This window comes from Lactiplantibacillus sp. YT640, assembly GCF_049745435.1.
GTDB lineage: Bacteria > Bacillota > Bacilli > Lactobacillales > Lactobacillaceae > Lactiplantibacillus > Lactiplantibacillus plantarum.
This window is the reverse complement of sequence record NZ_JBMNVY010000004.1, coordinates 1-21,931: the sequence shown is the minus strand read 5'-3', so window position 1 is coordinate 21,931 and position 21,931 is coordinate 1. Positions and strand designations below refer to the sequence as shown.

The 21,931-nt window shown below is 44.3% G+C and carries 26 protein-coding genes and 1 pseudogene; 18 read left to right on the top strand and 9 right to left on the bottom strand.

What is annotated here, in order from left to right; translation table 11 throughout:
• Nucleotides 1-13: 13 nt before the first annotated feature.
• Genes fabF through ACOV1R_RS04100 form a run of 8 tightly spaced genes read left to right on the top strand, consistent with a single transcriptional unit; the run spans nucleotide 14 to nucleotide 6,424 of the window.
• Complete coding sequence (fabF, locus tag ACOV1R_RS04135; RefSeq protein ID WP_016511663.1) at nucleotides 14-1,246, top strand: beta-ketoacyl-ACP synthase II; 1,233 nt, start codon at nucleotides 14-16, stop codon at nucleotides 1,244-1,246.
• Entirely contained in the window at nucleotides 1,243-1,704 is a 462-nt protein-coding gene (locus ACOV1R_RS04130; RefSeq protein WP_003645122.1) for an acetyl-CoA carboxylase biotin carboxyl carrier protein, read from the top strand. Before fabF ends, ACOV1R_RS04130 begins: the two co-directional genes overlap by 4 nt.
• Nucleotides 1,704-2,117: a 3-hydroxyacyl-ACP dehydratase FabZ family protein gene (locus ACOV1R_RS04125; protein ID WP_003645121.1), complete on the top strand. Its 414-nt coding sequence runs from the start codon at nucleotides 1,704-1,706 to the stop codon at nucleotides 2,115-2,117. The genes ACOV1R_RS04130 and ACOV1R_RS04125 overlap by 1 nt, the downstream gene beginning before the upstream one ends.
• A 14-nt stretch (nucleotides 2,118-2,131) precedes the next feature.
• On the top strand, nucleotides 2,132-3,520 hold the full coding sequence (locus tag ACOV1R_RS04120; protein ID WP_003645120.1) for an acetyl-CoA carboxylase biotin carboxylase subunit: 1,389 nt from the start codon (nucleotides 2,132-2,134) through the stop codon (nucleotides 3,518-3,520).
• The gene (locus ACOV1R_RS04115) at nucleotides 3,489-4,331 is read left to right on the top strand and encodes an acetyl-CoA carboxylase carboxyltransferase subunit beta (protein WP_003645119.1); all 843 of its coding nucleotides are present in this window, start codon (nucleotides 3,489-3,491) and stop codon (nucleotides 4,329-4,331) included. The genes ACOV1R_RS04120 and ACOV1R_RS04115 overlap by 32 nt, the downstream gene beginning before the upstream one ends.
• Nucleotides 4,324-5,094 carry an acetyl-CoA carboxylase carboxyltransferase subunit alpha gene (gene accA / locus ACOV1R_RS04110; protein ID WP_003645118.1) on the top strand — a complete coding sequence of 257 codons (771 nt, stop codon included), beginning with the start codon at nucleotides 4,324-4,326 and terminating at the stop codon, nucleotides 5,092-5,094. Before ACOV1R_RS04115 ends, accA begins: the two co-directional genes overlap by 8 nt.
• A 20-nt stretch (nucleotides 5,095-5,114) precedes the next feature.
• Entirely contained in the window at nucleotides 5,115-5,873 is a 759-nt protein-coding gene (gene fabI, locus ACOV1R_RS04105) for an enoyl-ACP reductase FabI (protein WP_003645117.1), read from the top strand.
• Entirely contained in the window at nucleotides 5,873-6,424 is a 552-nt protein-coding gene (locus tag ACOV1R_RS04100; protein ID WP_003645116.1) for a 4'-phosphopantetheinyl transferase family protein, read from the top strand. Before fabI ends, ACOV1R_RS04100 begins: the two co-directional genes overlap by 1 nt.
• A 193-nt stretch (nucleotides 6,425-6,617) precedes the next feature.
• Here the strand turns inward: ACOV1R_RS04100 and ACOV1R_RS04095 are convergent, their stop codons facing one another.
• Complete coding sequence (locus tag ACOV1R_RS04095) at nucleotides 6,618-7,343, bottom strand: DUF554 domain-containing protein (protein ID WP_003645115.1); 726 nt, start codon at nucleotides 7,341-7,343, stop codon at nucleotides 6,618-6,620.
• 126 nt (nucleotides 7,344-7,469) lie between these two features.
• Here ACOV1R_RS04095 and ACOV1R_RS04090 point away from each other — a divergent pair, with 126 nt between their 5' ends.
• The 3 genes from ACOV1R_RS04090 to rsgA all read left to right on the top strand — a co-directional run bounded on the left by ACOV1R_RS04090 (nucleotide 7,470) and on the right by rsgA (nucleotide 10,386).
• Nucleotides 7,470-8,357: a LysR family transcriptional regulator gene (locus ACOV1R_RS04090; RefSeq protein WP_003645114.1), complete on the top strand. Its 888-nt coding sequence runs from the start codon at nucleotides 7,470-7,472 to the stop codon at nucleotides 8,355-8,357.
• Between the two features lie 205 nt (nucleotides 8,358-8,562).
• A complete protein-coding gene (locus ACOV1R_RS04085) occupies nucleotides 8,563-9,063 on the top strand; it encodes an acyl-CoA thioesterase (RefSeq protein WP_003645113.1) in 501 nt (166 codons plus the stop codon).
• A 264-nt stretch (nucleotides 9,064-9,327) separates the two neighbouring features.
• On the top strand, nucleotides 9,328-10,386 hold the full coding sequence (gene rsgA, locus ACOV1R_RS04080; RefSeq protein WP_015640351.1) for a ribosome small subunit-dependent GTPase A: 1,059 nt from the start codon (nucleotides 9,328-9,330) through the stop codon (nucleotides 10,384-10,386).
• 60 nt (nucleotides 10,387-10,446) lie between these two features.
• Here rsgA and ACOV1R_RS04075 read toward each other — a convergent pair whose 3' ends face one another.
• Nucleotides 10,447-10,998 (bottom strand): TetR/AcrR family transcriptional regulator, encoded by a 552-nt coding sequence (locus ACOV1R_RS04075; RefSeq protein WP_003645111.1) that lies wholly within the window; start codon nucleotides 10,996-10,998, stop codon nucleotides 10,447-10,449.
• A gap of 89 nt (nucleotides 10,999-11,087) precedes the next feature.
• On the opposite strand from ACOV1R_RS04075, the gene ACOV1R_RS04070 reads away from it, so the two are divergent.
• Together ACOV1R_RS04070 and ACOV1R_RS04065 are read left to right on the top strand one after the other, a co-directional pair.
• On the top strand, nucleotides 11,088-12,791 hold the full coding sequence (locus tag ACOV1R_RS04070; protein WP_015640353.1) for an MFS transporter: 1,704 nt from the start codon (nucleotides 11,088-11,090) through the stop codon (nucleotides 12,789-12,791).
• A 160-nt stretch (nucleotides 12,792-12,951) separates the two neighbouring features.
• On the top strand, nucleotides 12,952-13,818 hold the full coding sequence (locus ACOV1R_RS04065; protein ID WP_011101510.1) for an SPFH domain-containing protein: 867 nt from the start codon (nucleotides 12,952-12,954) through the stop codon (nucleotides 13,816-13,818).
• A 201-nt stretch (nucleotides 13,819-14,019) separates the two neighbouring features.
• On the opposite strand, the gene ACOV1R_RS04060 is transcribed toward ACOV1R_RS04065, so the two are convergent.
• Entirely contained in the window at nucleotides 14,020-14,358 is a 339-nt protein-coding gene (locus ACOV1R_RS04060; protein WP_011101514.1) for a hypothetical protein, read from the bottom strand.
• 127 nt (nucleotides 14,359-14,485) lie between these two features.
• Entirely contained in the window at nucleotides 14,486-14,686 is a 201-nt protein-coding gene (locus tag ACOV1R_RS04055) for a hypothetical protein (protein ID WP_097558147.1), read from the bottom strand.
• A 333-nt stretch (nucleotides 14,687-15,019) separates the two neighbouring features.
• Between ACOV1R_RS04055 and ACOV1R_RS04050 the strand changes: the two genes are divergently transcribed.
• From ACOV1R_RS04050 to ACOV1R_RS04035, 4 genes and pseudogenes are all read left to right on the top strand, one after another.
• Nucleotides 15,020-16,192 carry an SAM-dependent methyltransferase gene (locus ACOV1R_RS04050; RefSeq protein WP_097558148.1) on the top strand — a complete coding sequence of 391 codons (1,173 nt, stop codon included), beginning with the start codon at nucleotides 15,020-15,022 and terminating at the stop codon, nucleotides 16,190-16,192.
• 137 nt (nucleotides 16,193-16,329) lie between these two features.
• On the top strand, nucleotides 16,330-16,656 hold the full coding sequence (locus tag ACOV1R_RS04045) for a transposase (RefSeq protein WP_003645105.1): 327 nt from the start codon (nucleotides 16,330-16,332) through the stop codon (nucleotides 16,654-16,656).
• 15 nt (nucleotides 16,657-16,671) lie between these two features.
• Nucleotides 16,672-16,980: pseudogene (locus tag ACOV1R_RS04040) on the top strand (DDE-type integrase/transposase/recombinase); the annotation flags it as partial.
• Between the two features lie 239 nt (nucleotides 16,981-17,219).
• Nucleotides 17,220-17,825: a lytic polysaccharide monooxygenase gene (locus ACOV1R_RS04035; protein ID WP_003640437.1), complete on the top strand. Its 606-nt coding sequence runs from the start codon at nucleotides 17,220-17,222 to the stop codon at nucleotides 17,823-17,825.
• 374 nt (nucleotides 17,826-18,199) lie between these two features.
• Here ACOV1R_RS04035 and ACOV1R_RS04030 read toward each other — a convergent pair whose 3' ends face one another.
• The gene (locus ACOV1R_RS04030) at nucleotides 18,200-18,481 is read right to left on the bottom strand and encodes a putative quinol monooxygenase (protein ID WP_015825545.1); all 282 of its coding nucleotides are present in this window, start codon (nucleotides 18,479-18,481) and stop codon (nucleotides 18,200-18,202) included.
• 389 nt (nucleotides 18,482-18,870) lie between these two features.
• On the opposite strand from ACOV1R_RS04030, the gene ACOV1R_RS04025 reads away from it, so the two are divergent.
• A complete protein-coding gene (locus ACOV1R_RS04025; RefSeq protein WP_003640439.1) occupies nucleotides 18,871-19,119 on the top strand; it encodes a hypothetical protein in 249 nt (82 codons plus the stop codon).
• A gap of 144 nt (nucleotides 19,120-19,263) precedes the next feature.
• Here the strand turns inward: ACOV1R_RS04025 and ACOV1R_RS04020 are convergent, their stop codons facing one another.
• The 4 genes from ACOV1R_RS04020 to ACOV1R_RS04005 all read right to left on the bottom strand — a co-directional run bounded on the left by ACOV1R_RS04020 (nucleotide 19,264) and on the right by ACOV1R_RS04005 (nucleotide 21,801).
• Entirely contained in the window at nucleotides 19,264-19,749 is a 486-nt protein-coding gene (locus ACOV1R_RS04020; RefSeq protein ID WP_003644344.1) for a TspO/MBR family protein, read from the bottom strand.
• Nucleotides 19,750-19,776: 27 nt separating this feature from the next.
• The gene (locus tag ACOV1R_RS04015; RefSeq protein ID WP_003644345.1) at nucleotides 19,777-20,235 is read right to left on the bottom strand and encodes a universal stress protein; all 459 of its coding nucleotides are present in this window, start codon (nucleotides 20,233-20,235) and stop codon (nucleotides 19,777-19,779) included.
• Between the two features lie 157 nt (nucleotides 20,236-20,392).
• Nucleotides 20,393-20,758: a DUF805 domain-containing protein gene (locus ACOV1R_RS04010; protein ID WP_003645101.1), complete on the bottom strand. Its 366-nt coding sequence runs from the start codon at nucleotides 20,756-20,758 to the stop codon at nucleotides 20,393-20,395.
• Nucleotides 20,759-20,904: 146 nt separating this feature from the next.
• Complete coding sequence (locus tag ACOV1R_RS04005; protein ID WP_217203278.1) at nucleotides 20,905-21,801, bottom strand: diacylglycerol/lipid kinase family protein; 897 nt, start codon at nucleotides 21,799-21,801, stop codon at nucleotides 20,905-20,907.
• Nucleotides 21,802-21,931 lie beyond the last annotated feature (130 nt).

Genomic DNA, 21,931 nt, shown 5'->3' with positions numbered 1-21,931 from the left:
GGGAGGTTATCCAATGACAGAACGAGTAGTTGTGACTGGAATGGGTGCGGTGACGCCCCTCGGTAATAGTGTTGATGAATTTTTAACGGGGTTATTCGCGGGACAAGTTGGGATTAAGCCCATCACGAAGTTTGACGCGACGCCCACTGGGATTACAGTTGCCGGTGAGGTTAAGGATTTTCAGCCAGAAGAACGAATTGAAAAGAAATTAGCGAAAAGATTGGATTTATTTTCCGTTTATGGTCTATACAGTGCAAGTGAAGCGATGGCGCAAGCCGGACTAAATGAAGCAAATATTGATCCAGAACGATTAGGCGTTATTTATGGTTCGGGTATCGGTGGTTTAACGACGATTGAAGCGCAAGTGATCAAGATGCACGACAAGAGTCCCAAACGAGTTTCACCGTTATTCGTCCCTAATTCAATCATCAACATGGTTGTTGGTAATATCGCGATGCAATTTAACGCACAGAATACCAGTCAAGCGATTGTGACCGCGTGTGCGTCGGCGACGAATGCCATCGGCGATGCGTTTGAATATTTGCGTCAAGGAAAGGCAGATGTGATCATCACGGGTGGTTCAGAAGCTTCCGTCAACGAAATCGGTATTGCAGGGTTTGCGTCCCTGACTGCGTTGTCGAAAGCCACTGACCCAACGTTGGCTTCATTACCGTTTGATCGTCAACGCAATGGGTTTGTGATGGGTGAAGGGGGTGCGACGTTAGTCTTAGAAACGTTGGCCCATGCCCAAGCCCGAGGCGCCCAGATTCTTGGTGAAGTCGTGGGTTACGGAACGACTAGCGATGCTTATCATATGACAGCCCCCCGACCGGATGGTGCTGGTGCCAAACGTGCAATGCAACAAGCCGTTGCGGAAGCCGGCATTCAGCCGCGTGATGTGGATTACATCAATGCTCATGGAACAGCCACACATGCGAATGATAGTGCCGAAGCTCAAGCAATTAGCGCGTTGTTTGGTCAAGATATACAAGTCAGCAGTACTAAAGGAATGACGGGGCACTTATTAGGCGCTGCGGGTGCAATTGAAGCTGTTGCAACGATTGGTGCTCTGCAAGCGGGTCAGTTACCTGCGAATATTGGTTGTACGGACCAAGATCCTGAGTGTCCAGTCAATTTAGTAACGCCAGCAACTCAACATCAAGCCGCAACCTATGCTTTGAGTAATTCATTTGGTTTTGGGGGCCATAATGCCGTGGTTGCCTTTAAGAAGTGGGTGAATGTATGAGTATGACGGATACGGAAGCGATGACCGCCCTGATCAATCAGTTTAATCAATCCAGCGCTCAAGTCATGGACGTCAAGACGACAACCTTTGAACTGCATTTGAATAAACAAGCTGAAACTGCTGAGACAAATTCAGCGCGTTCACAGCCGGCAGTGACCGACTCTACGGTACCAGTGGTCAAACCGACGACTGAAGTGGCGACTCAATCGGGAACAACGATGGTCACGGCGCCCCTAGTTGGGGTGGCTTACTTAGCTGCCGACCCGAAACAGGCGCCGTTTGTTCAGGTGGGTGATCGTGTCAAGTCAGGGGAAACCTTGTGTGTAATCGAAGCGATGAAAATGATCAACGAAGTCCCTAGCCCAGTTAGTGGGATCGTTAAAGAAGTTTTAATTAAGAATGCAACTATGGTTGAATTTGATGAACCATTGTTTGCAATTGAGGAGACGACCGTTTAATGGAAGTTACGGATTTAATTCCCCAACGGTTTCCGCTGCAATTATTAGACCGTATCATAGCGGTCCAACCAGGTGTCAGCGCAACAGCGGAAAAATTAGTCACGATTAATGAATGGTTTTTTCAGAGTCCGACACTGACCGGAAGAACGATGATTCGGCCAGTATTATTAGAAATTTTGGCTCAAACGGGAGTTGTGGCTTTACTATCGATGCCGGAGCATCATGGTAATAACGTCTTTTTTGGCGGAATTCGGCAGGCTGATTTTAAGACGGATGTGCGCCCAGGTGACCGGTTAGAAGCGATGGTAACGTTAACTAAGTTGCGTCGTCAAATCGGAACAGGCCATGGCGTGATTACCTGTGCTGGTCGTGAGGTTGTTAGTGCTGATTTAACCTTTGTAATGCAAGCCTGAAGGAGGTATGGCGATTGTTTAAAAAAGTCTTAGTCGCGAACCGTGGTGAAATTGCGGTCCAAGTTATTCGCGCGCTTCATGAGATGGGGATTAAAGCGGTCGCTGTCTATTCAGTGGCTGATCAGGAGAGCTTATTTGTACATCTGGCTGATGAGGCGGTCTGTATTGGGGCGAGTCCCGTCAACCAGTCATATTTGAATATGCAAGCAATTATTAGCGCTGCTAATTTGACCGGGTGTCAGGCGATTCATCCAGGCTACGGCTTTTTATCTGAGAATGCGGAATTTGCAAAAATGTGTGCGGATTGTCAGTTAACGTTTATTGGACCGCGTCCTGAGGTGATTGACCAGATGGGTGACAAAGAAAATGCCCGGCAGACCATGCAACGATTAGGCGTACCCGTGATTCCCGGCAGTCCATCGGTGCTTAAGGATGTTGAGGCGGCTATGCAAGCTGCCCATACCTTAGGTTACCCAGTTATGATCAAAGCCGCTGCTGGGGGTGGCGGTAAAGGGATTCGCGCTGTTAGCAATGATCAAGATTTAGCGAAGGCCTTTCGAACAGCTCAGCAGGAAGCTCAAGCTTCATACGATGATCATCGGTTGTACTTAGAAAAAATCATTGCCCCGGCGAAGCATATCGAAGTGCAGGTCTTAGCCGATCAACAGGGGCATGTTATTTATCTACCAGAGCGCGATTGTTCGCTACAACGGAATCATCAAAAAGTGTTAGAGGAAAGTCCATGTGCGGTCATCACGACTGCTGAACGGACCAAATTGGGACAATTAGTGGCTAACGCAACCAAAAAGTTGGGTTATACAAATACGGGTACCTATGAGTTTTTAATGGATCAGCAGCATCATTTTTATTTTTTGGAAATGAATACGCGGTTGCAAGTTGAACATACGGTTACTGAAATGGTAACGGGTATTGAATTGATTAAAGCGCAAGTACAAATTGCAGCTGGTATACCATTAAAAATTAAACAGGCGGATGTGAAAATTCATGGTGTTGCCATGGAGTGTCGCTTGAATGCGGAGGATCCGTACCACGATTTTCGACCGCAACCTGGAAAAATCACCCGGTTGATCTACCCAATGGGGACACTGGGAGTCCGGATTGATGCTGGTGTGGTGACTGGTAGCATGATTGCACCGTTTTACGACTCGATGATTGCAAAAATCATTGTTCACGGTATTAATCGGAAGATGGTCAGTCGCAAGATGCATCGTTGTTTATTGGAATTGACCATCGATGGGGTTCAAACGAACCGGACCTTCTTAGCAGGATTAGTTGCAGATTCGACTGTTAGCCGTGGTACCTATACCACAGCTTATATCGAACAAGACTTTTTGAAAGGATGGTTAAGTGATGCCCAAGCGCAAGTTTCAAGCACCCACTGAACGGCAGTTAGCTGTTCGACGGGATAATATCCCAGACGCGTTATTGACGCGCTGTCCAGTTTGTCATGAAGATTGTTATACCCAAGATCTCGGTGAATTCAAGGTATGTCCCCATTGTGATTATGGGTTTCGCTTGCCTGCTTGGCAACGTGTTCAACAATTGACGGCGAGTTTTGAAGAGCGGGATGCGGACCTAAGTGCGCCCGTCAGTTTTGATGACCCTGCATATTTAGAAAAGTTGCAGCGTGCCAAAGCAGCCTCACACTTGAATGAGAGCGTATTGACTGGTATTGGGACGTTAGCGACTTATCAATTTGGCTTAGGTGTCATGGAAACTAAATTTATGATGGGGAGTTTGGGGGCGGCAACCGGTGAGAAAATTACGCGATTATTTGAAACTTGTACGACCCAAAAACTTCCCGTTGTGATGGTTACTGCTTCTGGCGGGGCGCGTATGCAAGAAGGCGCTCGTGCATTGATGCAAATGGCTAAGGTGTCCACGGCGGTTGCAAATCACCGAAAAGCTGGACTGTTGTATATTACAATTTTAACTGATCCAACCACTGGTGGTGTCACGGCTAGTTTTGCGATGCAGGGTGACATTATGTTGAGCGAGCCACGAGCGCTCATTGGATTCGCGGGTCGGCGAGTCATTGAACAAACCATTCAACAGACACCACCTGCGGATTTTCAACGGGCGGAAACCTTATTAGCCAATGGATGGTTAGATCAAATTGTACCCCGACCAGCCTTACGGAAAACACTACAACGATTATTAACAATCACTCAGGGAGGTCATCAGGATGTCTAAAGTAACGGCCTATGAACAAGTTCAAGCAGCCCGTGATGCTAGTAAGATTAGCATTCAAACGTTGATTGATGGCTTGACAGAGGATTTTTTTGATTGTCATGGTGATCGTCAACGGGCGGATGATCCAGCTGTAATCGCCGGCTTAGCAACAATTGCTCAACGGCCCGTCACCATTATTGGTATTCAGAAGGGTCAAAATTTGGCCGAGAATCAAGCTCGGCATTTTGGCTGTGCGACGCCTAGCGGTTATCGAAAAGCATTGCGGTTAATGCGGCAAGCAGAACAATTACGGCAGCCGGTCGTGACCTTAATCAACACGCCGGGTGCCTATCCGGGTGTTGATGCGGAATATGAGGGACAAGGACGAGCAATTGCTGACTGTTTGTTAGCAGGATTACAATTGCGAGTACCATTTTTGAGTTTGATTGTTGGTGAAGGTGGCAGTGGTGGTGCATTAGCCTTAGCATGTGGTGATCAAGTCTGGATGTTGGCGAATAGTACTTACTCGGTGTTATCACCTGAAGGCTATGCCACTATTTTATGGAAAGAATCGCAACGTGCTGCTGAAGCTGCGGAAAAAATGCGCTTGACGCCGACAGAATTATTGGCAGATGGGATTATCGATCGGATTATTCCTGAAGTAGCAACCGCAGCAGATTGTCAACCGCTGAAAACAGCCATTGACGAGACGTTAACTGCTTTAACAGCAAAGTCGGTGGCGGAACTGGTTACGCAACGCCAAGCCCGTTATCGGCAATTTTAAATAAGTGAGGAATGATAAGTATGGATGGAATTTTATCGGGTAAGACCATTGTGGTCATGGGTGTGGCCAATCAGCGCAGTATTGCCTGGGGGTGTACCGAGGCATTAATTGCACAGGGGGCCCAGGTTATCTTGACTTACCAAAATGACCGTTTGAAGCAAAGCTTACAACGGTTTGTTGCGCCAGATGTGCCGTTAATTGCCTGTGATGTTGCTGATGATGACAATGTTGAGCGGGCATTTGCAAGCATTAAACAACAGTATGGTGCCATCGATGGGATTATCCATGCTATTGCTTATGCGGATAAAGCAACCTTAGAAGGTGATTTTGTGAATACCACGAAAGCTGGATATGATTTGGCACAAAATATTAGTGCGTATTCGCTGATTGCAGTTGCCCGAGCAGCTCGGCCAATGCTGAAACCAGGAGCCAGTCTCGTAACGTTGACGTATTTTGGATCAGAGCGAGCCGTACCAAATTATAATATGATGGGGGTTGCTAAGGCCGCGTTGGAAGCAAATGTGCGTTACTTGGCACGTGACCTTGGACCACAACAAGTCCGCGTGAATGCAATTTCAGCCGGAGCAGTCAAAACGTTGGCGGTAACGGGTATTCATGAGCATCAGCAATTATTAAAATTATCTCGCAGTATGACAGTTGATGGAGAACCGGTAAAAACGCGTGAGATCGGCAACGTGGCTGCCTTTTTATTAAGCAATCTATCGACTGGAATGACCGGGGACGTGGTATACGTGGATAAAGGGGTCCACTTAAGTTAATGCCAATCACTCAAGTTGTCTTTAAACGGCAGTGGCTTCAGATGCCGGTCGATGTTTCTAAAAAAATGCGGCGGGTCACTCAGCGAACCGTGAGTCGCCAATTAATTCAGCAAGTGTTATCGGTACCATTAGCTTATCATCGATTGGGCCAGCCGTATTTTCCAAGTCATCCTCGATTAGGTGTTAGTGTTAGTCACACGCACCAGTTAGTGATGGTGGCGGTCGGTCCGGGACCTTTGGGGATCGATGTTGAACAGGTCCGTCCATATGATGTAACTGCCATTCGGCGAGCCTTTACATCGGCGGAATGGCAGCTATTACAGGCTTTATCGGTGCAAGATCGTTATCGGTTAGGGTGGCAACTTTGGACGGCTAAAGAAGCGGTATTAAAGTTAGTGGGCTGCGGCTTGACCCATGCGCCCCGCCGTGTCGAGGTTCTTGATTTACAACGTGGACTAGCGTGCTATCAAACACAGTTATACCAGTTGACGCCGTTAGAATTGCCTGCGACCCACGAGGGATTTTTGGCTCGTCCCTTGTCGGTTGGCTGATTGGAGCGCATGGTTGGTATTAACTTTAGTACGCTCTTTTTTAAGTTTAGTGAACAATGGCCACTGGATTTTATTATCGGCCAACTGGTTGACCTGCTAGTGCAAGCCTTCTACGTGCTGACTAAAAGCAGTTCTGAGCAAGCCATAATTGTGGGCTCAGAACTGCTTTTTAATTTATCCTTCAATAATTTATCTATAATAATGGCAATGCAAAATTCATCCATAACCATGAAATCGGCATGATAACGACCATCATCGGAATCATATCGGCGGTCGGAAACATCTTGACGGCAATAATGCGAAAGCCGCTGGCAACCATTAAAATACCACCGACCGCTTTGAAATCTAGAATCATGTCAGGAGTGGTCAAGGGAAAGACTAGGTGAGCGACTAAGAATAAAGCAGTCAGGATGATTAGTTGGGGAACAGCAATTAAGGAAACAACTAACCCTAAGTTAGCACCGAAAATTACCGCAGCAAAGAAGTCCAGAATTGATTTGGAAATCAAAATTGTGGCGTCGCCGTTCATCCCTTCAGTTAAAGTCCCATAAATACCAGTTCCACTGGCACAAAATAATACGATTACCGTGACCATTGTCTGTTCAAAGGCCTGTTTCTCAAAAGTTGCTGGTGCTTTGACAAACCGTGAAATGAAACGTTGCATCGCGGCAGCGCCGTGATTGATTGCAGTTCCCAAATGGCAAAGCAATCCAATACCTGTTCCGATAATAACGGCAAAGATGACCGCCGCTAGATTTTTTAATGGTGCAATCGCGTAAATCCCCATACACATGGAACAGATCCCAAAGGACATATTCAGCCCATCTTTTAAACGTTGTGACATTCGTTTGCCGGTCAATGCGCCCACAATACCCCCGAAAAAGATCGCACACACGTTAGTAATAATTCCAATTGGCACGCAAGCCCTCCTCAATATTTAATTGATAAAAACAACAGCTATTAGTTTAGAGCTTGTTTCGGATAAGAACAATTCTGAATATGTGGTAAACTATTCTAAATAGGAATAGTTAGAAGAGGGTTAATTATGGAAACACGGAAATTGGCAGTGTTTGTTGACCTTGCCACGACCCAGAACTATAGTCGCAGTGCTGAACGCATGTTTTTGTCACAGTCGACCATTTCAAAATACATTATGGCTTTAGAGCGCGATTGGCAGGTCCAATTATTTGAACGTGCGCATCGGCAAGTCACGTTAACACGGGTTGGGCAACAATTATTGCCACGGGCCCAAGCAATTCTGCGCGAAGAGCGTCAGCTACAACAAGTTCTGGCCGCTAATACCGCTCATAATGCGCAGTCGCTGGTTGTTCAGGGACTACCATCTTTAGCACAATACCAGGCTTTTCATATTATCACGGCATTTACGAAGCGGTATCCGGAAGTGAAATTACAATTTAGTGAGGCGAGTGTCGATCGGTTAGCGCATGCACTGGATCATACGAATGTCGACATTGTATTTACACGGATTTTCGGGGATCAACCCAATAATTATGACGTTTTATTGAATGAGACCGATCAGTTTGTGGTCCTTGTTCCGAAAGACGATCCGTTGGCGCAACAAGCTGAGATTAGTCTGTCGATGCTGGCACATGAATCAATTTTATTATTGAAAGATACCATCGGTGAAGATAACCCGTTGTTTTCGGCATTTCAAAAAATGCATACGCCACAGATGGTTTATGATGGTCAACGAATTGATCTCATTTTAGAAATGCTGAATCAGGGTGATGGTGTCTCGGTTGTCATGGCGCGGTCATTTGATCTCACTGGTTTTGACAACATTAAAGCCATTCCACTGACGCCTACTATTCGCAGTCAGATGGCTTTCATGAAGCGTCCAGATAATCACGCTGCCGTGGTTGCTAAATTTTGGGCGTTTGCGACGAAGTATAGCCAATCGCTTTCAGATTAATTGTGGCGGCTGATCACATTCTAACGATGTGTCTTGAATCGGAATCAAAGCCGACGATGACATAAGGATAAAAGCAGTCGGTTTCGGTGGTCGTAGCAGGAAGGACGTGTCCGAACAACAATCGAGCTAGCTAGTCTGTTTTAATCACATTGTAGGTCGTTTGCAGTGATATAAATAAAATAATTAAAGATGACGGGGTGCAGACATGGAACCAATTCATATTTCACAGACTTTATCAATTAGCAATCACCGTGTGTTTTCAGCTGATTTGAATGAGCACGACACGGTTTTCGGCGGAAAAATCTTGGCGACTATCGATGATAATTCATCGATTGCCGCATCGCGAGTGGCTCGAATTGAGACGGTGACCGTGTCAGTCGATCAGGTCAATTTTTTATTGCCGTTTCGGTTACAAGACTCAATGTGTGCGGAATCTTACGTTTCGGGCGTTGGTCACCGCTCCATCGAGGTATTTACTAAAATCATTGGTGAACACTTGAAGACCGGCGAACGGTTTTTGGGATTGACCTGCTTTTCAACGTTCGTGGTGACGGACCGTAATATTGAATTACCACTGTTAGTCGCTGATAAACCAGAATACACGTTTGTTGCTCAGGGCTATCAAGAGCGGCAGGCCGCCCGGTTAGCCAAACTAAAGCGCCAGCAAGACTTTAATGCGCACATTAGCGTTGAATTGCCGTGGTGAATCGCTTTAAATTGACAATTTTGGTGAGACTTGTTAAATTGTAATTATCAAATATAGGAGGGGTGTTTTATGTCGGGCATTCGTTAGGGTGTTGTTGAGCGAAAAAAGTGGGTTGGACCCGCTTAGTTTCGTGTACCCTAATGTGACGAATAGCCTGGCAGATAGACATGTCGGACGGTTTTTGCGCACAGTTGGGATAAGACTGGGCGCATTTTTAATTCGCAGAGCGTTAGGGTAAGTCACTTTGCGAAAGGATTATAAAAATTGACAATTAATTTAATTAAATATGGATTGACGACGGCGGTTCAAGCCGACTTGACTAAGGAAAACGGTCAAATACTTGGCCGGATTATCGGCCAACATCGTGATTGGTACCAAGTCATCACGACGGCTGGGGAACGTTCAGCACAAGTTACGGGAAAACTGGCTTATGAAGCGGCCAGTCCCGCGGCATTTCCGGCGGTTGGGGATTGGGTGTGCCTATCTTCATCCGCTGATAATCAGGCGCAGATTGAAGCAATCGCGCCACGGCAGAGTGTCTTGGCGCGCGGTGCCGTGAACCGCCAAGACGGCCAAATCATTGCGACAAATATTAATACCATCTTTATCTGCATGTCATTGAACGCGGATTTTAATGTGCGGCGGTTAGAACGTTACCTGACGATTGCGTGGGATAGCGGTGCACTTCCGGTCATTGTCTTAACCAAGGCGGATCTCTGTACGGATCTAGCCACTAAGTTACGGGCTGTGGCGGATGTCAGTGTCGGCGTACCGACGATCACTTGTTCGGTCGAAACGGGTCAGGGTTTGGATGAATTGCAACCATACCTAACGACTGGTCAAACGGTGGCCTTCGTGGGCTCTTCGGGTGTCGGTAAGTCGACTTTGATTAACCGATTGTTGGGCCAGGATATCTTGGCGACGAAATCGATTCGTACAGATGATGACAAAGGGCGGCACACAACGACGAGTCGGCAATTAATACCGCTACCAACGGGCGCCTGTGTCATTGATACACCAGGAATGCGTGAGTTACAAATCTTCATGGGTGATTTAAATCAAACTTTCGCGGAAATTGCCTCATTGGCGACACAGTGTAAGTTTAGTGATTGTACCCATACTAGCGAGCCTGGTTGTGCGGTACGGGCAGCAGTTGAGGTGGGCACGGTAACGTCTGAACGGTTACAAAGCTATCAAAAATTACAACGTGAAATGAGCTATCAAGGACTCAATTCACGCCAGTTGGAGCAGGCTAAAATTCAGCGGATGTTCGGTGGCAAACAAGCGATGAAGCGTGTTAAACAACGTTACCATCGCGACTGAGTTGATAAGTAAATTAAAGAAGCTACTAAACGGGATGTCGGCAACGGCACCCCGTTTTATTTAGGACCTACTTTCGTTATCGCGTAGAGTGAACCGAGTGACCTGTTGAGCGAGATAGGCCGGTGTTTCAACCATCCCATTCTGTTGCCAATGAACGAGCATATTGATGACCGCACCAGAAAAATAAGCCGTGTAGTACGGTTGGCGAAGCGCGGTATTGCTTGAACCGATAATACGGTCTTGTTTGATGAGTAATGCAAAGACGGCTTCGAAACTTTGAATAAAAATCTGGGTTTTTTCATTTTTGATCAATAACGCATTTGTCGCTGCCATTTGTTGCATGAGAGTGAAATATTGAGTCATCAATACCTGCAATTTAACCTTTGATTGTCGCGGTAATTGGCGCAGATATTGAAGGATAGTCTGTTTTTGATAGGCCAAAATAATCTGATCGAAGTTGGTGAAATTACGGTAAAAATAGGTGCGAGAAACCTGAGCGTGCTGACAAAGTTCTGTGATTGAAATACGACTGAGTGGTTTTTGCGACATAAGCTGTAGTAAGGCCGCATAAACCGCAGTTAAATTTTGGCGTTTTCGTGTTTGTGGGTTCATTGGTTACAACATCTCCTTTTTTGTAACGTAAGTATTTATTTATGACCATTTTACCAGATATACTCCCATTAACTTAACGGGAGGCGATTATGATGAAAAAATCGACGAAAGTAATTGCAATGATGATGATTGGCATTTTTCTATGTATGCTTGATACGACGGTTATGAATATTGCGTTGCCAGCAATTCAGACGGGACTAAATACTGATTTGACGCACCTGTCGTGGGCACTGAATATTTACACCGTCCTGTTTGCTAGTCTGGCGATTCCACTCGGTCGGTTAGCGGATGTCTGGGGACGTGGGCGGATGTACTTGATTGGACTCGGGCTCTTTGGTATTGGTTCACTAACTTCTGGATTGAGTCTCAGTGTCGGGCTGCTGATTACTGGCCGAGCGATTCAAAGTATTGGTGCGGCCATCGTCTTCCCGGCTAGTATGACGATTGGTATTCAGAGTGTTGCACTCAGCAGGCATACGGGGGTCATTGCAAGCTTGGGCGTGATGCAAGGGCTAGCCGCAGCGTTAGGACCAACCATTGGTGGTGCGGTCACTCAATTTTGGGGGTGGCGGGGAATTTTCCTGATTAACGTGCCTTTAGTTGCCGTCGCGTTGTGTGGTTGCATCGCCTGGCTATCATGGCGGCACCCTAGTCATGGTCAAGTAAAACTAGACCTCGGTGGGAGTGCCTTAGTGATGACGACCTTATTGGCATTGACGTTGGTCCTGGTTAAAGGTAATGACTGGGGATGGACGAGTCGCGTAGTCCTGAGCCTGGGCGTCACTAGTGCGCTAACATTGATTGCCTTTGTCTGGATGGAGGCCCACGTCTCAGCGCCGATGGTCCCATTAGCCCTATTTAAAGACCGACAGTTTAACGGTGCGGCGTTAGCGACCGTGTTATCAGGGGTCTTTATGGTGGGACTATTAGTCTTGATGCCGAGTTTCTTCACGAAAGTTCAAAGTAAGACGGAATTGATGGCGGCGATTATGATTACGCCCGCTTCAATGATGATTTTTATTTTTTCACCAATCAGTGGTTTCTTGTTAGCAAAGCTTGGTGCGCGGCGCGTGATCTTTAGTGGTAGTCTCGCAATAGCTACGGGTTATGGGGTACTTAGCCTGATGAGTCCTAGTCAGTACTGGCAGTTTGCATTGGCGGCGTTACTGGTTGGTGCGGGCTACGGCACGATTATTGGGCCAATTACGGTATTAGCGGCCGGTGATTTTACCGGTGAGTTACTGACAGCGTCACAAAGTGTGATTGGCGTGTTTCGGCAAATTGGCACATCGTTGGCCGTAGCCATTTTTGTGTCAGCTTTAGCCGCTAATTTGACAACGGCTAAGACACAGATACGAACGTATGCAACGACGACGGTCACTACTTTATCAATTCCTAAGCAAGCCAAACGTGATACGTTACGCGTGGTTGACCACCAATTAGCAACTGAGCAAACCGCGCAAACGGTCCACGAGCCAATCACGGCGGCTAAGGCCCGCCGGTTGGTTGCTGCCAATTATATGCAAGTGTTAAAAGCACGGTCATTGCAGTCCGCTCCAGTGCGTATCAAAGCTCAAATTCATCAGCAGGTGGCCCAAAAGGTTCACAGTCAAGTTAAACACACTAACCAGCGAATAAGGACTGCTGCATCAGCGATTAAGGCCAAAGCCAAAATTGAGTTAACTGCTGCGTTTATGCGCCCCTACCAAGTCGCTTGGCCATTCACGCTATTGCTAGTGATGACGACCTGGTGTTTTGCGGGACGGGAGCGGAAAAGTGGCAAGCCGAGTTAAGTCACGTTGATGGGGATGGACTTCACGCACGTTTGAATAGTTGAGCCGGTAGGGCCGCGAAGGCGATCGCCATTACTGACTTTGGAACTTGCCATCGAACTTAGCTTTGCGAGCATGTGAGACGCTTATGCTATAATAAGGGCCAAAGGGGGTAGTCTTGATGAAAGAAAAACAAGTGTTTCATATCAATGGCTATATTGGTCTAGTGTTAGCGATCGCATTTGTGTTAGTTGGCGGTTGGCTGGTTTGGGCCGGTGCGACTGGCGATCATTTTGCGAGTATCTTTTTGGGCGCATTGCTAATTATTATTGCGGCCTTTGGGGCTAGTTCGCTAACAATTGTGGGCCCCAACGAGGCGCGCGTGTTAACATTTTTTGGTAAGTATATCGGGACAATTCGTGATTCAGGGCTGTTTATGACCGTTCCGTTAACCAGTAAGTTTTCCATTTCACTGCGGGTCCGCAATTTTAACAGTGCCATTTTAAAAGTTAATGACCTCCGGGGAAATCCCGTGGAAATTGCGGCCGTTATCGTGTTTAAAGTTGTTGATACCAGTATGGCACTCTTTGCAGTGGATGATTATGAACAATTTGTTGAGATTCAAAGTGAATCAGCGGTGCGGCACGTGGCCTCTGAATATCCATATGATACGTTTGATGACGACAAGAAGATTACGCTGCGGAGTAATCCAACCGAAGTTTCTGACCGGTTAACGGAAGAACTTCAAGAACGGCTAAATGTTGCGGGGGTCGAGATCGTTGAGACACGCTTAACGCATCTCGCATACGCGACTGAAATCGCCAGTGCGATGTTACAACGCCAACAATCTTCGGCAATTCTATCTGCTCGCAAGGTCATTGTGGAAGGGGCCGTTTCAATTACGGAAGACACGATCGCCCGTTTAGAGAAAGATACGGGGATGCAGCTATCAGACGATAAGAAACTGCAACTGATCAATAACATGATGGTCACCATTATTTCGGAGCGGGGTACTCAGCCGATTGTGAATACTTCGGAAGTTAAGTAGGAACGTTGATATAACAACAATCAAAGTTGTAGCAGTAACATAAAAGGCGCTCATTTGCTGAGCGCCTTTTATACTACAGTTAAGTTTAAACAGTAACAAAAATTGACATCATGACCCGCTAATCTTTTAAAAAGATGCTCTTTTGGGGATGCCTGCAATGGGTCAAATCGTAGCTGGAACACTCTTTATGAATTGCTAGGTTTACTTTCCAATACCGCTCATGGCAATTAGGCCATACCAACCGTGGGCAAACATTTTATTTGTAGAAGTTGTTAAGTTGGCAATTAACTGATCTTGTTCAGATGAGAAATGGTATTTTTTAGCGACAGCCATCACTTGAAGTTGACCGATTAATTCATTGATTGCGTCGGGTATTTGTTGATAACGCTTAGTAACTGAATCTGGTTGGTTGATAGTTGCGTAGGCTTGGCTAATTAATTTTCTGATTTCAACTTTTTCAATTGGAACTGAAGTGTTTAGCTGTTCTAAAAGCTGATTAACAGTTGTTAAACGCGCTAATTTCTGTTGCTGTTTCATCATTGAATCCCCCAGTGTAGTGTTTAGTTTAAACAAATGAATTAGTTATAGTGATATAAATTTCACGTCACCACTATATAGGCTAACATACAAATGAATACTGTACTGCATCAGCAATTTAGTTTTTATGTTAATTTAGTTGTCCGTTTAGATAGGCTTTGCCAATAATAATAATTAACCCTATTATGATTAATAATAAACTAACATAATTAAGTGGCCGACTTTTGTTCTGATAGTGAGTGAACCAGCCATACTTGATCCGGGTGTTAAAGACATTGATGATGAGGCCAATGCCAGTGATGAGGCCGCCAATTGCGATAATGAAATCCATTTGTAATACCTCCATTTAGTTTAAGCAATTTAGATGTAATGACTGCAGTAAATATTGATGCTGAACAATCTCGATGTTTGGCAACAGACACTAGTTCTTGGTATTTAAAAAAATAGGTCATTCTGAATTTAACATCAGTAGTTTAAGATTATCAATATAAATATTATGAACAGCATAATTTTCAGTATAAATAAAACTGGCAGTCATTGCTATTATTAGAAATACCGTTGGCTGTTCAATACAGGTTCAGTGAAATAAAGACAATCAATCTTTCAGAAAATCAAATTCAGGTATATAATGTTTCATACACAAAACATTATATAGGAGACTGTTATGTTAGACAAAATCATTTATAAAAACTTATTTAGTAAAGCGTTCGATGTTACTATTGAAGTCACTTATTGGGATGGGCAAATTGAACGGTATGGTACCGGCATACCAGCTGTTAAAGTTCGATTAAATAAAGAAATCCCAATTAAGTTATTAACTAATCAGCCAACATTGGTTTTAGGTGAAGCATACATGAATGGGGATATTGAAGTAGATGGGAGCATTCAGGAACTAATTGCCTCTGCTTACCGCCAAAAAGACAGTTTTTTGACACATAATTCATTTTTGAAACACTTACCAAAAATATCACATTCCGAAAAAAGCAGCACAAAAGATATTCAAAGTCATTATGATATCGGCAATGATTTTTATAAACTATGGTTAGATGGTACCATGACCTACTCCTGTGCGTACTTTGAACATGACGATGATACTTTAAAACAGGCACAACTCAATAAAGTGAGACATATTTTAAATAAGCTGGCAACCCAGCCTGGTAAAAGATTATTGGATGTTGGGAGTGGTTGGGGAACATTATTATTTATGGCCGCGGATGAGTTTGGGTTAGATGCAACGGGTATTACTTTAAGTCAAGAACAATATGATTATACACAAGCGCAAATCAAGCAACGTCATTTGGAGGAAAAAGTGCATGTGCAGTTAAAGGACTATCGAGAAGTCACTGGCCAATTTGATTATGTCACCTCGGTAGGTATGTTTGAACATGTTGGTAAAGAAAATCTAGGGTTGTACTTTAATAAAATTCAAGCGTTCTTAGTTCCAGGAGGCCGAGCTTTAATTCATGGCATTACAGGTCAACATGAAGGTGTCGGCGTTGATCCATTTATTAACCAATATATTTTCCCAGGGGGCTATATCCCAAATGTTGCTGAGAATCTCAAACATATTATGGCTGCTAAGTTACAATTTTCAGACATTGAGCCCTTGCGGCGCCATTACCAAAAGACGTTAGAAATCTGGTATCACAATTATCAGCAAGTCGAACAACAGGTCGTCAAAAGTTATGGTGAACGATTTGATCGCATGTGGCAATTATATTTACAGGCATGTGCAGCTGCTTTTGAGGCCGGAAATATCGATGTTATTCAATATCTATTAGTGAAAGCGCCGAGTGGAACTGGCCTTCCAATGACTCGCCATTATATTTATGATTGATCTTGTCGGTTCTGCGGTAGTCGTATCGAAATATAGCTCCACAATAAACATGTAGTTTCATTGATCTGTTATGATCCCTTTATGGTTGTCAGATGAAATGATATAATTCATCTGATATTTCATGGAGGGATTTTCGTATGCCAAGATCTAGATATTCAGCAGTTGAAAAGTTAGCTCTAATTACTGAGTTCCAGAACGCTAACCGTTGTCAGGTCCGTCAGAAGAAACGTTCACGTATCCAGCAACAGGAACAGTATTTACAAGACAATGTTTTAGACCAACAGTTTAACGCTAGTCGGCCAAATCAGGCCTGGTTGGCCGATTCGACTGAATTGGTCTATGGAGTCAATGGCCAATACAAAGTGCGTCTAAGTGGCGTGCTGGATCTTTATGGTCGGCATTTAATTGCCCATAGGTTAAGTGAGACTGAAACTTCAAATGCGGAGATTCAGGTTTTTCAATGAGCCTTTAATTTCGCGGGTGATGTCCATCCCTTAGTGCATACTGATCGGGGCTCAGCGTACACTTCGAGCGCATTTAATCAGTTTTTGGCACAGCATGAAGTTACACGCAGTATGTCACGGCCAGGAACGCCATATGATAACGCACCAATGGAACGTTGGTGGAATGAATTTAAGGTACGCTGGATAGCGCGGCACGCCAGACCAGCCACCTATAAGGAGCTGGTCGCTTTAGTCGAAGAAGGTATCACCTATTTTAATCAATTAGACCGTTCACCAGCAAGAAACGACCTCACACCAGCAGAATATTGGAATAAGGCCGTTTGAAGTGAATCAAAACTTATATTATTTCAAATGACAACTTGACAGGGACTAGTACATCCCTTATAAGAACACGAGGGATTTTTTATTATGCATTTGGAATGATTGACAAGGAGGGCAACCATTCCAGACTTGTTCAGTATTAGGCTGGAATCGATAAGCATAGAAAAGATTTCGGATCTCTGTGCATCTTGGTGGCTATCATGTTTTCAGGGCGTTATAGTGACAATTGAGGAGGGGATCTTATGTTGAGCACCAAGAAGAATCATGTATTACGGTACTTATTTATTATAGTTGGTATGATGATCGCGTTTTTAGGTTGTGGCGTGATTCAAGTTTCAGCACATGGCTTTGTGACGAACCCGGGTGGAAGAGCTTATCTGGGGAGTACTTGGTATCCAGGTGGGCCTTTGAATACCAATATTGGTTCGGTTATGTATGAACCACAGAGTATTGAAGCGCCCCAAAATACATTTATTGATGGCAAAATTGCCAGTGCCGGTATTGCTAACTTTGCACCACTGGACGAGCAAAATGCCAAACGGTGGTATAAGACACCTGTGAAGGCCGGCAATCTTAGTGTGACTTGGCAGTTAACTGCTCGTCATAAAACTAGTACTTGGGATTACTATATTACCAAGCCTGGCTGGAATCCAAACGCACCACTTAAGTTTAGTGATTTCAAGAAGATAGCTAGTTATAATGACAATGGTGCCATCCCTAGTGAATTTGTAACCCACCAAGTCAATATTTCTGCTAATGAAAAAGGCTATCAAGTGTTACTCAGTGTTTGGAATATAGCGGATACTGGTAATGCGTTCTATCAAGTCTCAGATATTGACGTACAGTAATTAGATGAGGTCTAAATTTACTTTGAGGTGATTTTAGACTATAAAAGTTGTCTTTGAGATATCGTAAAGGTCTTACTGGCGTTTATTGGCTAGTAAGACCTTTTTAAATGTGCTTTAAGGATTCATAGAAGCGAATAGCGATGACCGGTCTTTACTGATTAGTGAAGTACAGGTTGCTATTGTAAATTAGTGGTAATAATTAAGCGGATGCCGGGAATCGGATTTGCGATTACAGCTTGGCAGCTGGCATTTTAGCATTAAGGGGTACGCGCATGAGCATCCTCTCAATGCAAGTTAGCTGAACAAAGGTGGCTCAAATTTGTGATTCAATAGGTGACTGTCAGTTGCGCTCATGTGACTACAGTACCAAGTCGCTAGTGATCCATCCGGGTAATTTCAGGCTCAGTTATCAGATACTCGTTGATATGGGCGAGAAAGTTTTGAAAGTGCGGCGTTTCATTGTGAAAATTAACGGCGGCTTGGTCTTGCCAGTGCTCAATAATCTCGTAGTCACTGTTATGATCCAGTTGCTTGAAGTGGCCGTAGAAACCGTTGCCGGGTTCTTGTGAAGAATTGACCACTAGTTCATGAATAAAGGCTTCATATTGAGTGGTTAACTCGGGTTTGACGTGTAGTGCGACATTAATGACTTTCATTGAATACTCCCCCTGTTGTTCGTGCTTGTAGACTGACCGCCACTCGGTGGTGAACTTTAAAATTGCAAAATTCGTTAAGTGACTAAAGGTCACCACCATACTACGGTAATCATACAAAAAGAATATTCTGATTATATCGTACGAGACCAGGATTGTACAATGAAAACAGGTATCAATTATGCAACTGCATCTGATTAATTACTCATTTATCAAGGCCGATTGGTGCGGGCGAAAATTTAAACGAATTAGGCGGTATATCGGGGTATCAGTGACCTGTACGATTATCATTTTTTAGTAATAATAACCAGCAGATGTATATTTATGGATTTGTCATTCAAGACGCGGTATATTAACAATGTTAAATACTAATTCCTAGGGGGTGGACAATAATGAGTAAAGTTTATACGGATGTGTTCAACATCAAGCATACGGATTGTACGGTAGTCGATACCATTAACGAATTTAGTCGAATTTTTATTATCCAGGATAAACACGGCTCACGGTTTACGTGTCTCAAAGATGATGCCCGCCCAGCTAAAAAGGGTAGTGGCCATTGGACGAGTGCCAGTCCGGAAGATGCGCCACAAGATTACGCTGTGCCGTATCGTTCAAGAAAACGGCAACGTAGAACGCTTTAAATAGTTGATTGGTAATCAGTGCCGATACACGGGGCCCTGGCGGTGACAACACCAGTTAAGCCGCGTTAAAACTTTAATACAATAAGATAACGGTCCCATCAGTAACAATGACTGATGGGACCGTTATTTGATTTGCGATTATATTTAATTTAATAATGCGACGCCTAATGTCAAATAAGTTGCAAAACAGATCCAGACCAAGTAGGGGACCATCAAAATTGCGGCTAGCCGACTACTGCGATAGAACTGTAATATGCAAAGTAAGACGACTAAATCAAGCACAATGATAATGACTAAGCCCCACCAATAAGCCGACTGGCTGAAAAAGATGATGCTCCAAATAAAGTTTAGTAACAGCTGGATACCAAACAGGGTGGCGTCCATGAGGCGGTCACGGTGTGTCGTAGCCTGCTGGAAAACTAAGTAACCAGCAATCGCAATCAGCGCATATAGGATCGGCCAAACGATGCCAAAGAGGCCATCTGGTGGTGATAGTACTGGCAAGTTGAGCCCATTGTAAACGGCCTTAATGTCTCCCGCGAGCCATGCCGACAGACTACCGATTGCTTCGACGACCACAATGAAAATGAGCAGATGAAGCCAATTGAATTTAGGGCGTTCTTTGATCATTGATTTTTCCTTCCTTCTATTAGTCGTCTAATCAGGGTCGTCAATTGTGTTAATGACTGTCACGTTGACTTCCGCTTTTTGTACGACGTACGCGGTTGTTGAGCCTAGCAAAATTCGAGAAACCGCGTTGGTGCCGGATTTGCCCATGACGATTAGATCAATTGCATATTTTTTGGGAATATCAGTTGCAATGCTAGCTTTTGGTGAACTATTAACTTGAATTGGTAGGGATTCGACTTGTGCTGCCGAAGCCATTTGCTGACCACGATCCAGAATGTCCTGACTATTATCTTTTGCGACTTTTAGAAGGTTTGTATATAGCGTTCCCCCGTAAGCTGCAGGACTATACGCATTCAGGCGTGTAATATCAATAACATTGACCAGAAATAATTTAGATTTAAACGTCTGGGCTAGTTTGACCGCGTGTTTTAAAGCCATGTAGGCATTATCAGAGCCATCAAGCGGGACTAGAATATTTTGATACATCCTCAGGACCTCCTAAATGAAATGATGTTATTTATTATATTAATGATAACATTCACATAATTAGTGCGTCTATTAATATGATTAACTGCCAGCGCTCAGTCACAAAAGGCGCAACCATTATGGGCCGCTTAGCCAATAAAAGTTGCGCCTAGTTAAATTATTGCCAACGATTTGAGCGTGACGGCAACACCATTAAGATGAAGAACCAAATGGTCCCAATTATTGGAACTAAGTCAATTAAAATCCACCATGCAGTGTGATCACTGTCATGCAATCGCCGAAACTTCAACGAGAGTGTTCCTAACCAAATGATTAATGCGATGAGTTTACTCATCGTATTAACACTCAGATCGCTCCAATTGTAAATATCCTCGATGGGGTGTCCCATAATCATCTGAATAATTGCAATGATAATACCACCAAGAATGTAGTTAATGATAACGGGCCACCAGTACTCAGAGCGTGTTGCTGTACCCGAAAAGTTTAAAAGATTGTCCCAAAATTTGCGATAAGCAGATGCCATCGTAATCCCCCCAATAAAGTTATGATGTGAACATTATTATTTTTTCCCTGTGTTAATTGGGATTAATTAATAACTATGTTTAACTATAATCAAAAAGTTAATAGTACGCAATCAATATGTTGATTATATTAATAAAAAATACGTCGTTATTCGATGACTGCTGGTACGATCAATTCGAAGCGGTCCGTCAAATAGGTCAATTCAATTGGTAGTTTAACCGCTGGGTCGCCGTCAATACGTGTCGTCACGGCTTGACCAGTTGCACTCGTAATTCGTGCACTGGTTGCCGTTAGCTGTGTAATGGCCTTGGAGTTTTGCAAGTTCCCCGTTAGTGCGAACCAAAAATATGGAATTACTTGCCGCCAGCCAATGTTGTTAAGTAGACTAATATGCATTTTTCCTGGAGCAGACGCGCTATAGACGTGTCCACCGACTGATTTGGTCGTTGTAATCAAACAGAACCATGTTTTTAAGGTGTGGCTTCCTTCGTGTTTGAATTGATATCGAATTGGCAGTGACTTATTGTGACCAATATGGCGAATAGCACGGTAAAGATAGCTTAATTTACCGAATCGCTGCTTCTCAGATTGTCGAACTTCATTGGAAATGTCAGCCAAATTACCGAATGTCAGTGAACTCACGACTGCCCGGCGTTGATTACAAACTAGCATGCCGACTGCTTGGGTTGCCGGCTGAGTACAAATTAGTTCGATGGCCGCTTGGGGGTCAGTTGGTAACTGGTAGCGGGTTGCAAAATTATTAACCGTTCCCATGGGAATAACGCCGATACGAATATGTGCTTCAGCTTGGATTAGGGCTGTCATTGCAACGTTCAGTGTGCCATCTCCACCAACAATAATTAGTGCTGACAGTTGAGGAAGCGTTTGCTTAATTAACGCAATTGCCCGGGGGATTCCTAGTGTTGTCAGTAATTGAGACTCAATGCCGTGGTTCGATAGCGCTTGCGCGGTTTGATGGGCGACGGTTGCCGCTTGCCCATTACCCGCTTGTCCGTTATAGAAAATGCCGTAAGTTGTTGCCATGACAATCACCTCTTGATTAAAAAATTAAGTTTATTCATCGCTTATTTAGGGACTGTCTGAAAACTAAAAATTCAGGTATAATCTGAGGAAAAACGAATCGAGGCATTCCGATGACAACACCTAAACGATA

Bases quoted from the DNA above. Each gene is read 5' to 3' on its own strand.
- ACOV1R_RS04020 (WP_003644344.1), bottom strand. From the start codon at position 19,749: ATGATCAAAGAACGCCCTAAATTCAATTGGCTTCATCTGCTCATTTTC.
- ACOV1R_RS04100 (WP_003645116.1), top strand. From the start codon at position 5,873: ATGCCAATCACTCAAGTTGTCTTTAAACGGCAGTGGCTTCAGATGCCG.
- ACOV1R_RS04075 (WP_003645111.1), bottom strand. From the start codon at position 10,998: ATGAACCCACAAACACGAAAACGCCAAAATTTAACTGCGGTTTATGCG.
- ACOV1R_RS04025 (WP_003640439.1), top strand. From the start codon at position 18,871: ATGAGTAAAGTTTATACGGATGTGTTCAACATCAAGCATACGGATTGT.
- ACOV1R_RS04085 (WP_003645113.1), top strand. From the start codon at position 8,563: ATGGAACCAATTCATATTTCACAGACTTTATCAATTAGCAATCACCGT.
- fabI (WP_003645117.1), top strand. From the start codon at position 5,115: ATGGATGGAATTTTATCGGGTAAGACCATTGTGGTCATGGGTGTGGCC.
- fabF (WP_016511663.1), top strand. From the start codon at position 14: ATGACAGAACGAGTAGTTGTGACTGGAATGGGTGCGGTGACGCCCCTC.
- ACOV1R_RS04070 (WP_015640353.1), top strand. From the start codon at position 11,088: ATGATGAAAAAATCGACGAAAGTAATTGCAATGATGATGATTGGCATT.
- ACOV1R_RS04060 (WP_011101514.1), bottom strand. From the start codon at position 14,358: ATGATGAAACAGCAACAGAAATTAGCGCGTTTAACAACTGTTAATCAG.
- accA (WP_003645118.1), top strand. From the start codon at position 4,324: ATGTCTAAAGTAACGGCCTATGAACAAGTTCAAGCAGCCCGTGATGCT.
- ACOV1R_RS04015 (WP_003644345.1), bottom strand. From the start codon at position 20,235: ATGTATCAAAATATTCTAGTCCCGCTTGATGGCTCTGATAATGCCTAC.
- ACOV1R_RS04030 (WP_015825545.1), bottom strand. From the start codon at position 18,481: ATGAAAGTCATTAATGTCGCACTACACGTCAAACCCGAGTTAACCACT.
- ACOV1R_RS04010 (WP_003645101.1), bottom strand. From the start codon at position 20,758: ATGGCATCTGCTTATCGCAAATTTTGGGACAATCTTTTAAACTTTTCG.
- ACOV1R_RS04065 (WP_011101510.1), top strand. From the start codon at position 12,952: ATGAAAGAAAAACAAGTGTTTCATATCAATGGCTATATTGGTCTAGTG.
- ACOV1R_RS04035 (WP_003640437.1), top strand. From the start codon at position 17,220: ATGTTGAGCACCAAGAAGAATCATGTATTACGGTACTTATTTATTATA.
- ACOV1R_RS04050 (WP_097558148.1), top strand. From the start codon at position 15,020: ATGTTAGACAAAATCATTTATAAAAACTTATTTAGTAAAGCGTTCGAT.
- ACOV1R_RS04005 (WP_217203278.1), bottom strand. From the start codon at position 21,801: ATGGCAACAACTTACGGCATTTTCTATAACGGACAAGCGGGTAATGGG.
- ACOV1R_RS04055 (WP_097558147.1), bottom strand. From the start codon at position 14,686: ATGGATTTCATTATCGCAATTGGCGGCCTCATCACTGGCATTGGCCTC.
- ACOV1R_RS04115 (WP_003645119.1), top strand. From the start codon at position 3,489: ATGCCCAAGCGCAAGTTTCAAGCACCCACTGAACGGCAGTTAGCTGTT.
- ACOV1R_RS04130 (WP_003645122.1), top strand. From the start codon at position 1,243: ATGAGTATGACGGATACGGAAGCGATGACCGCCCTGATCAATCAGTTT.
- ACOV1R_RS04045 (WP_003645105.1), top strand. From the start codon at position 16,330: ATGCCAAGATCTAGATATTCAGCAGTTGAAAAGTTAGCTCTAATTACT.
- ACOV1R_RS04125 (WP_003645121.1), top strand. From the start codon at position 1,704: ATGGAAGTTACGGATTTAATTCCCCAACGGTTTCCGCTGCAATTATTA.
- ACOV1R_RS04090 (WP_003645114.1), top strand. From the start codon at position 7,470: ATGGAAACACGGAAATTGGCAGTGTTTGTTGACCTTGCCACGACCCAG.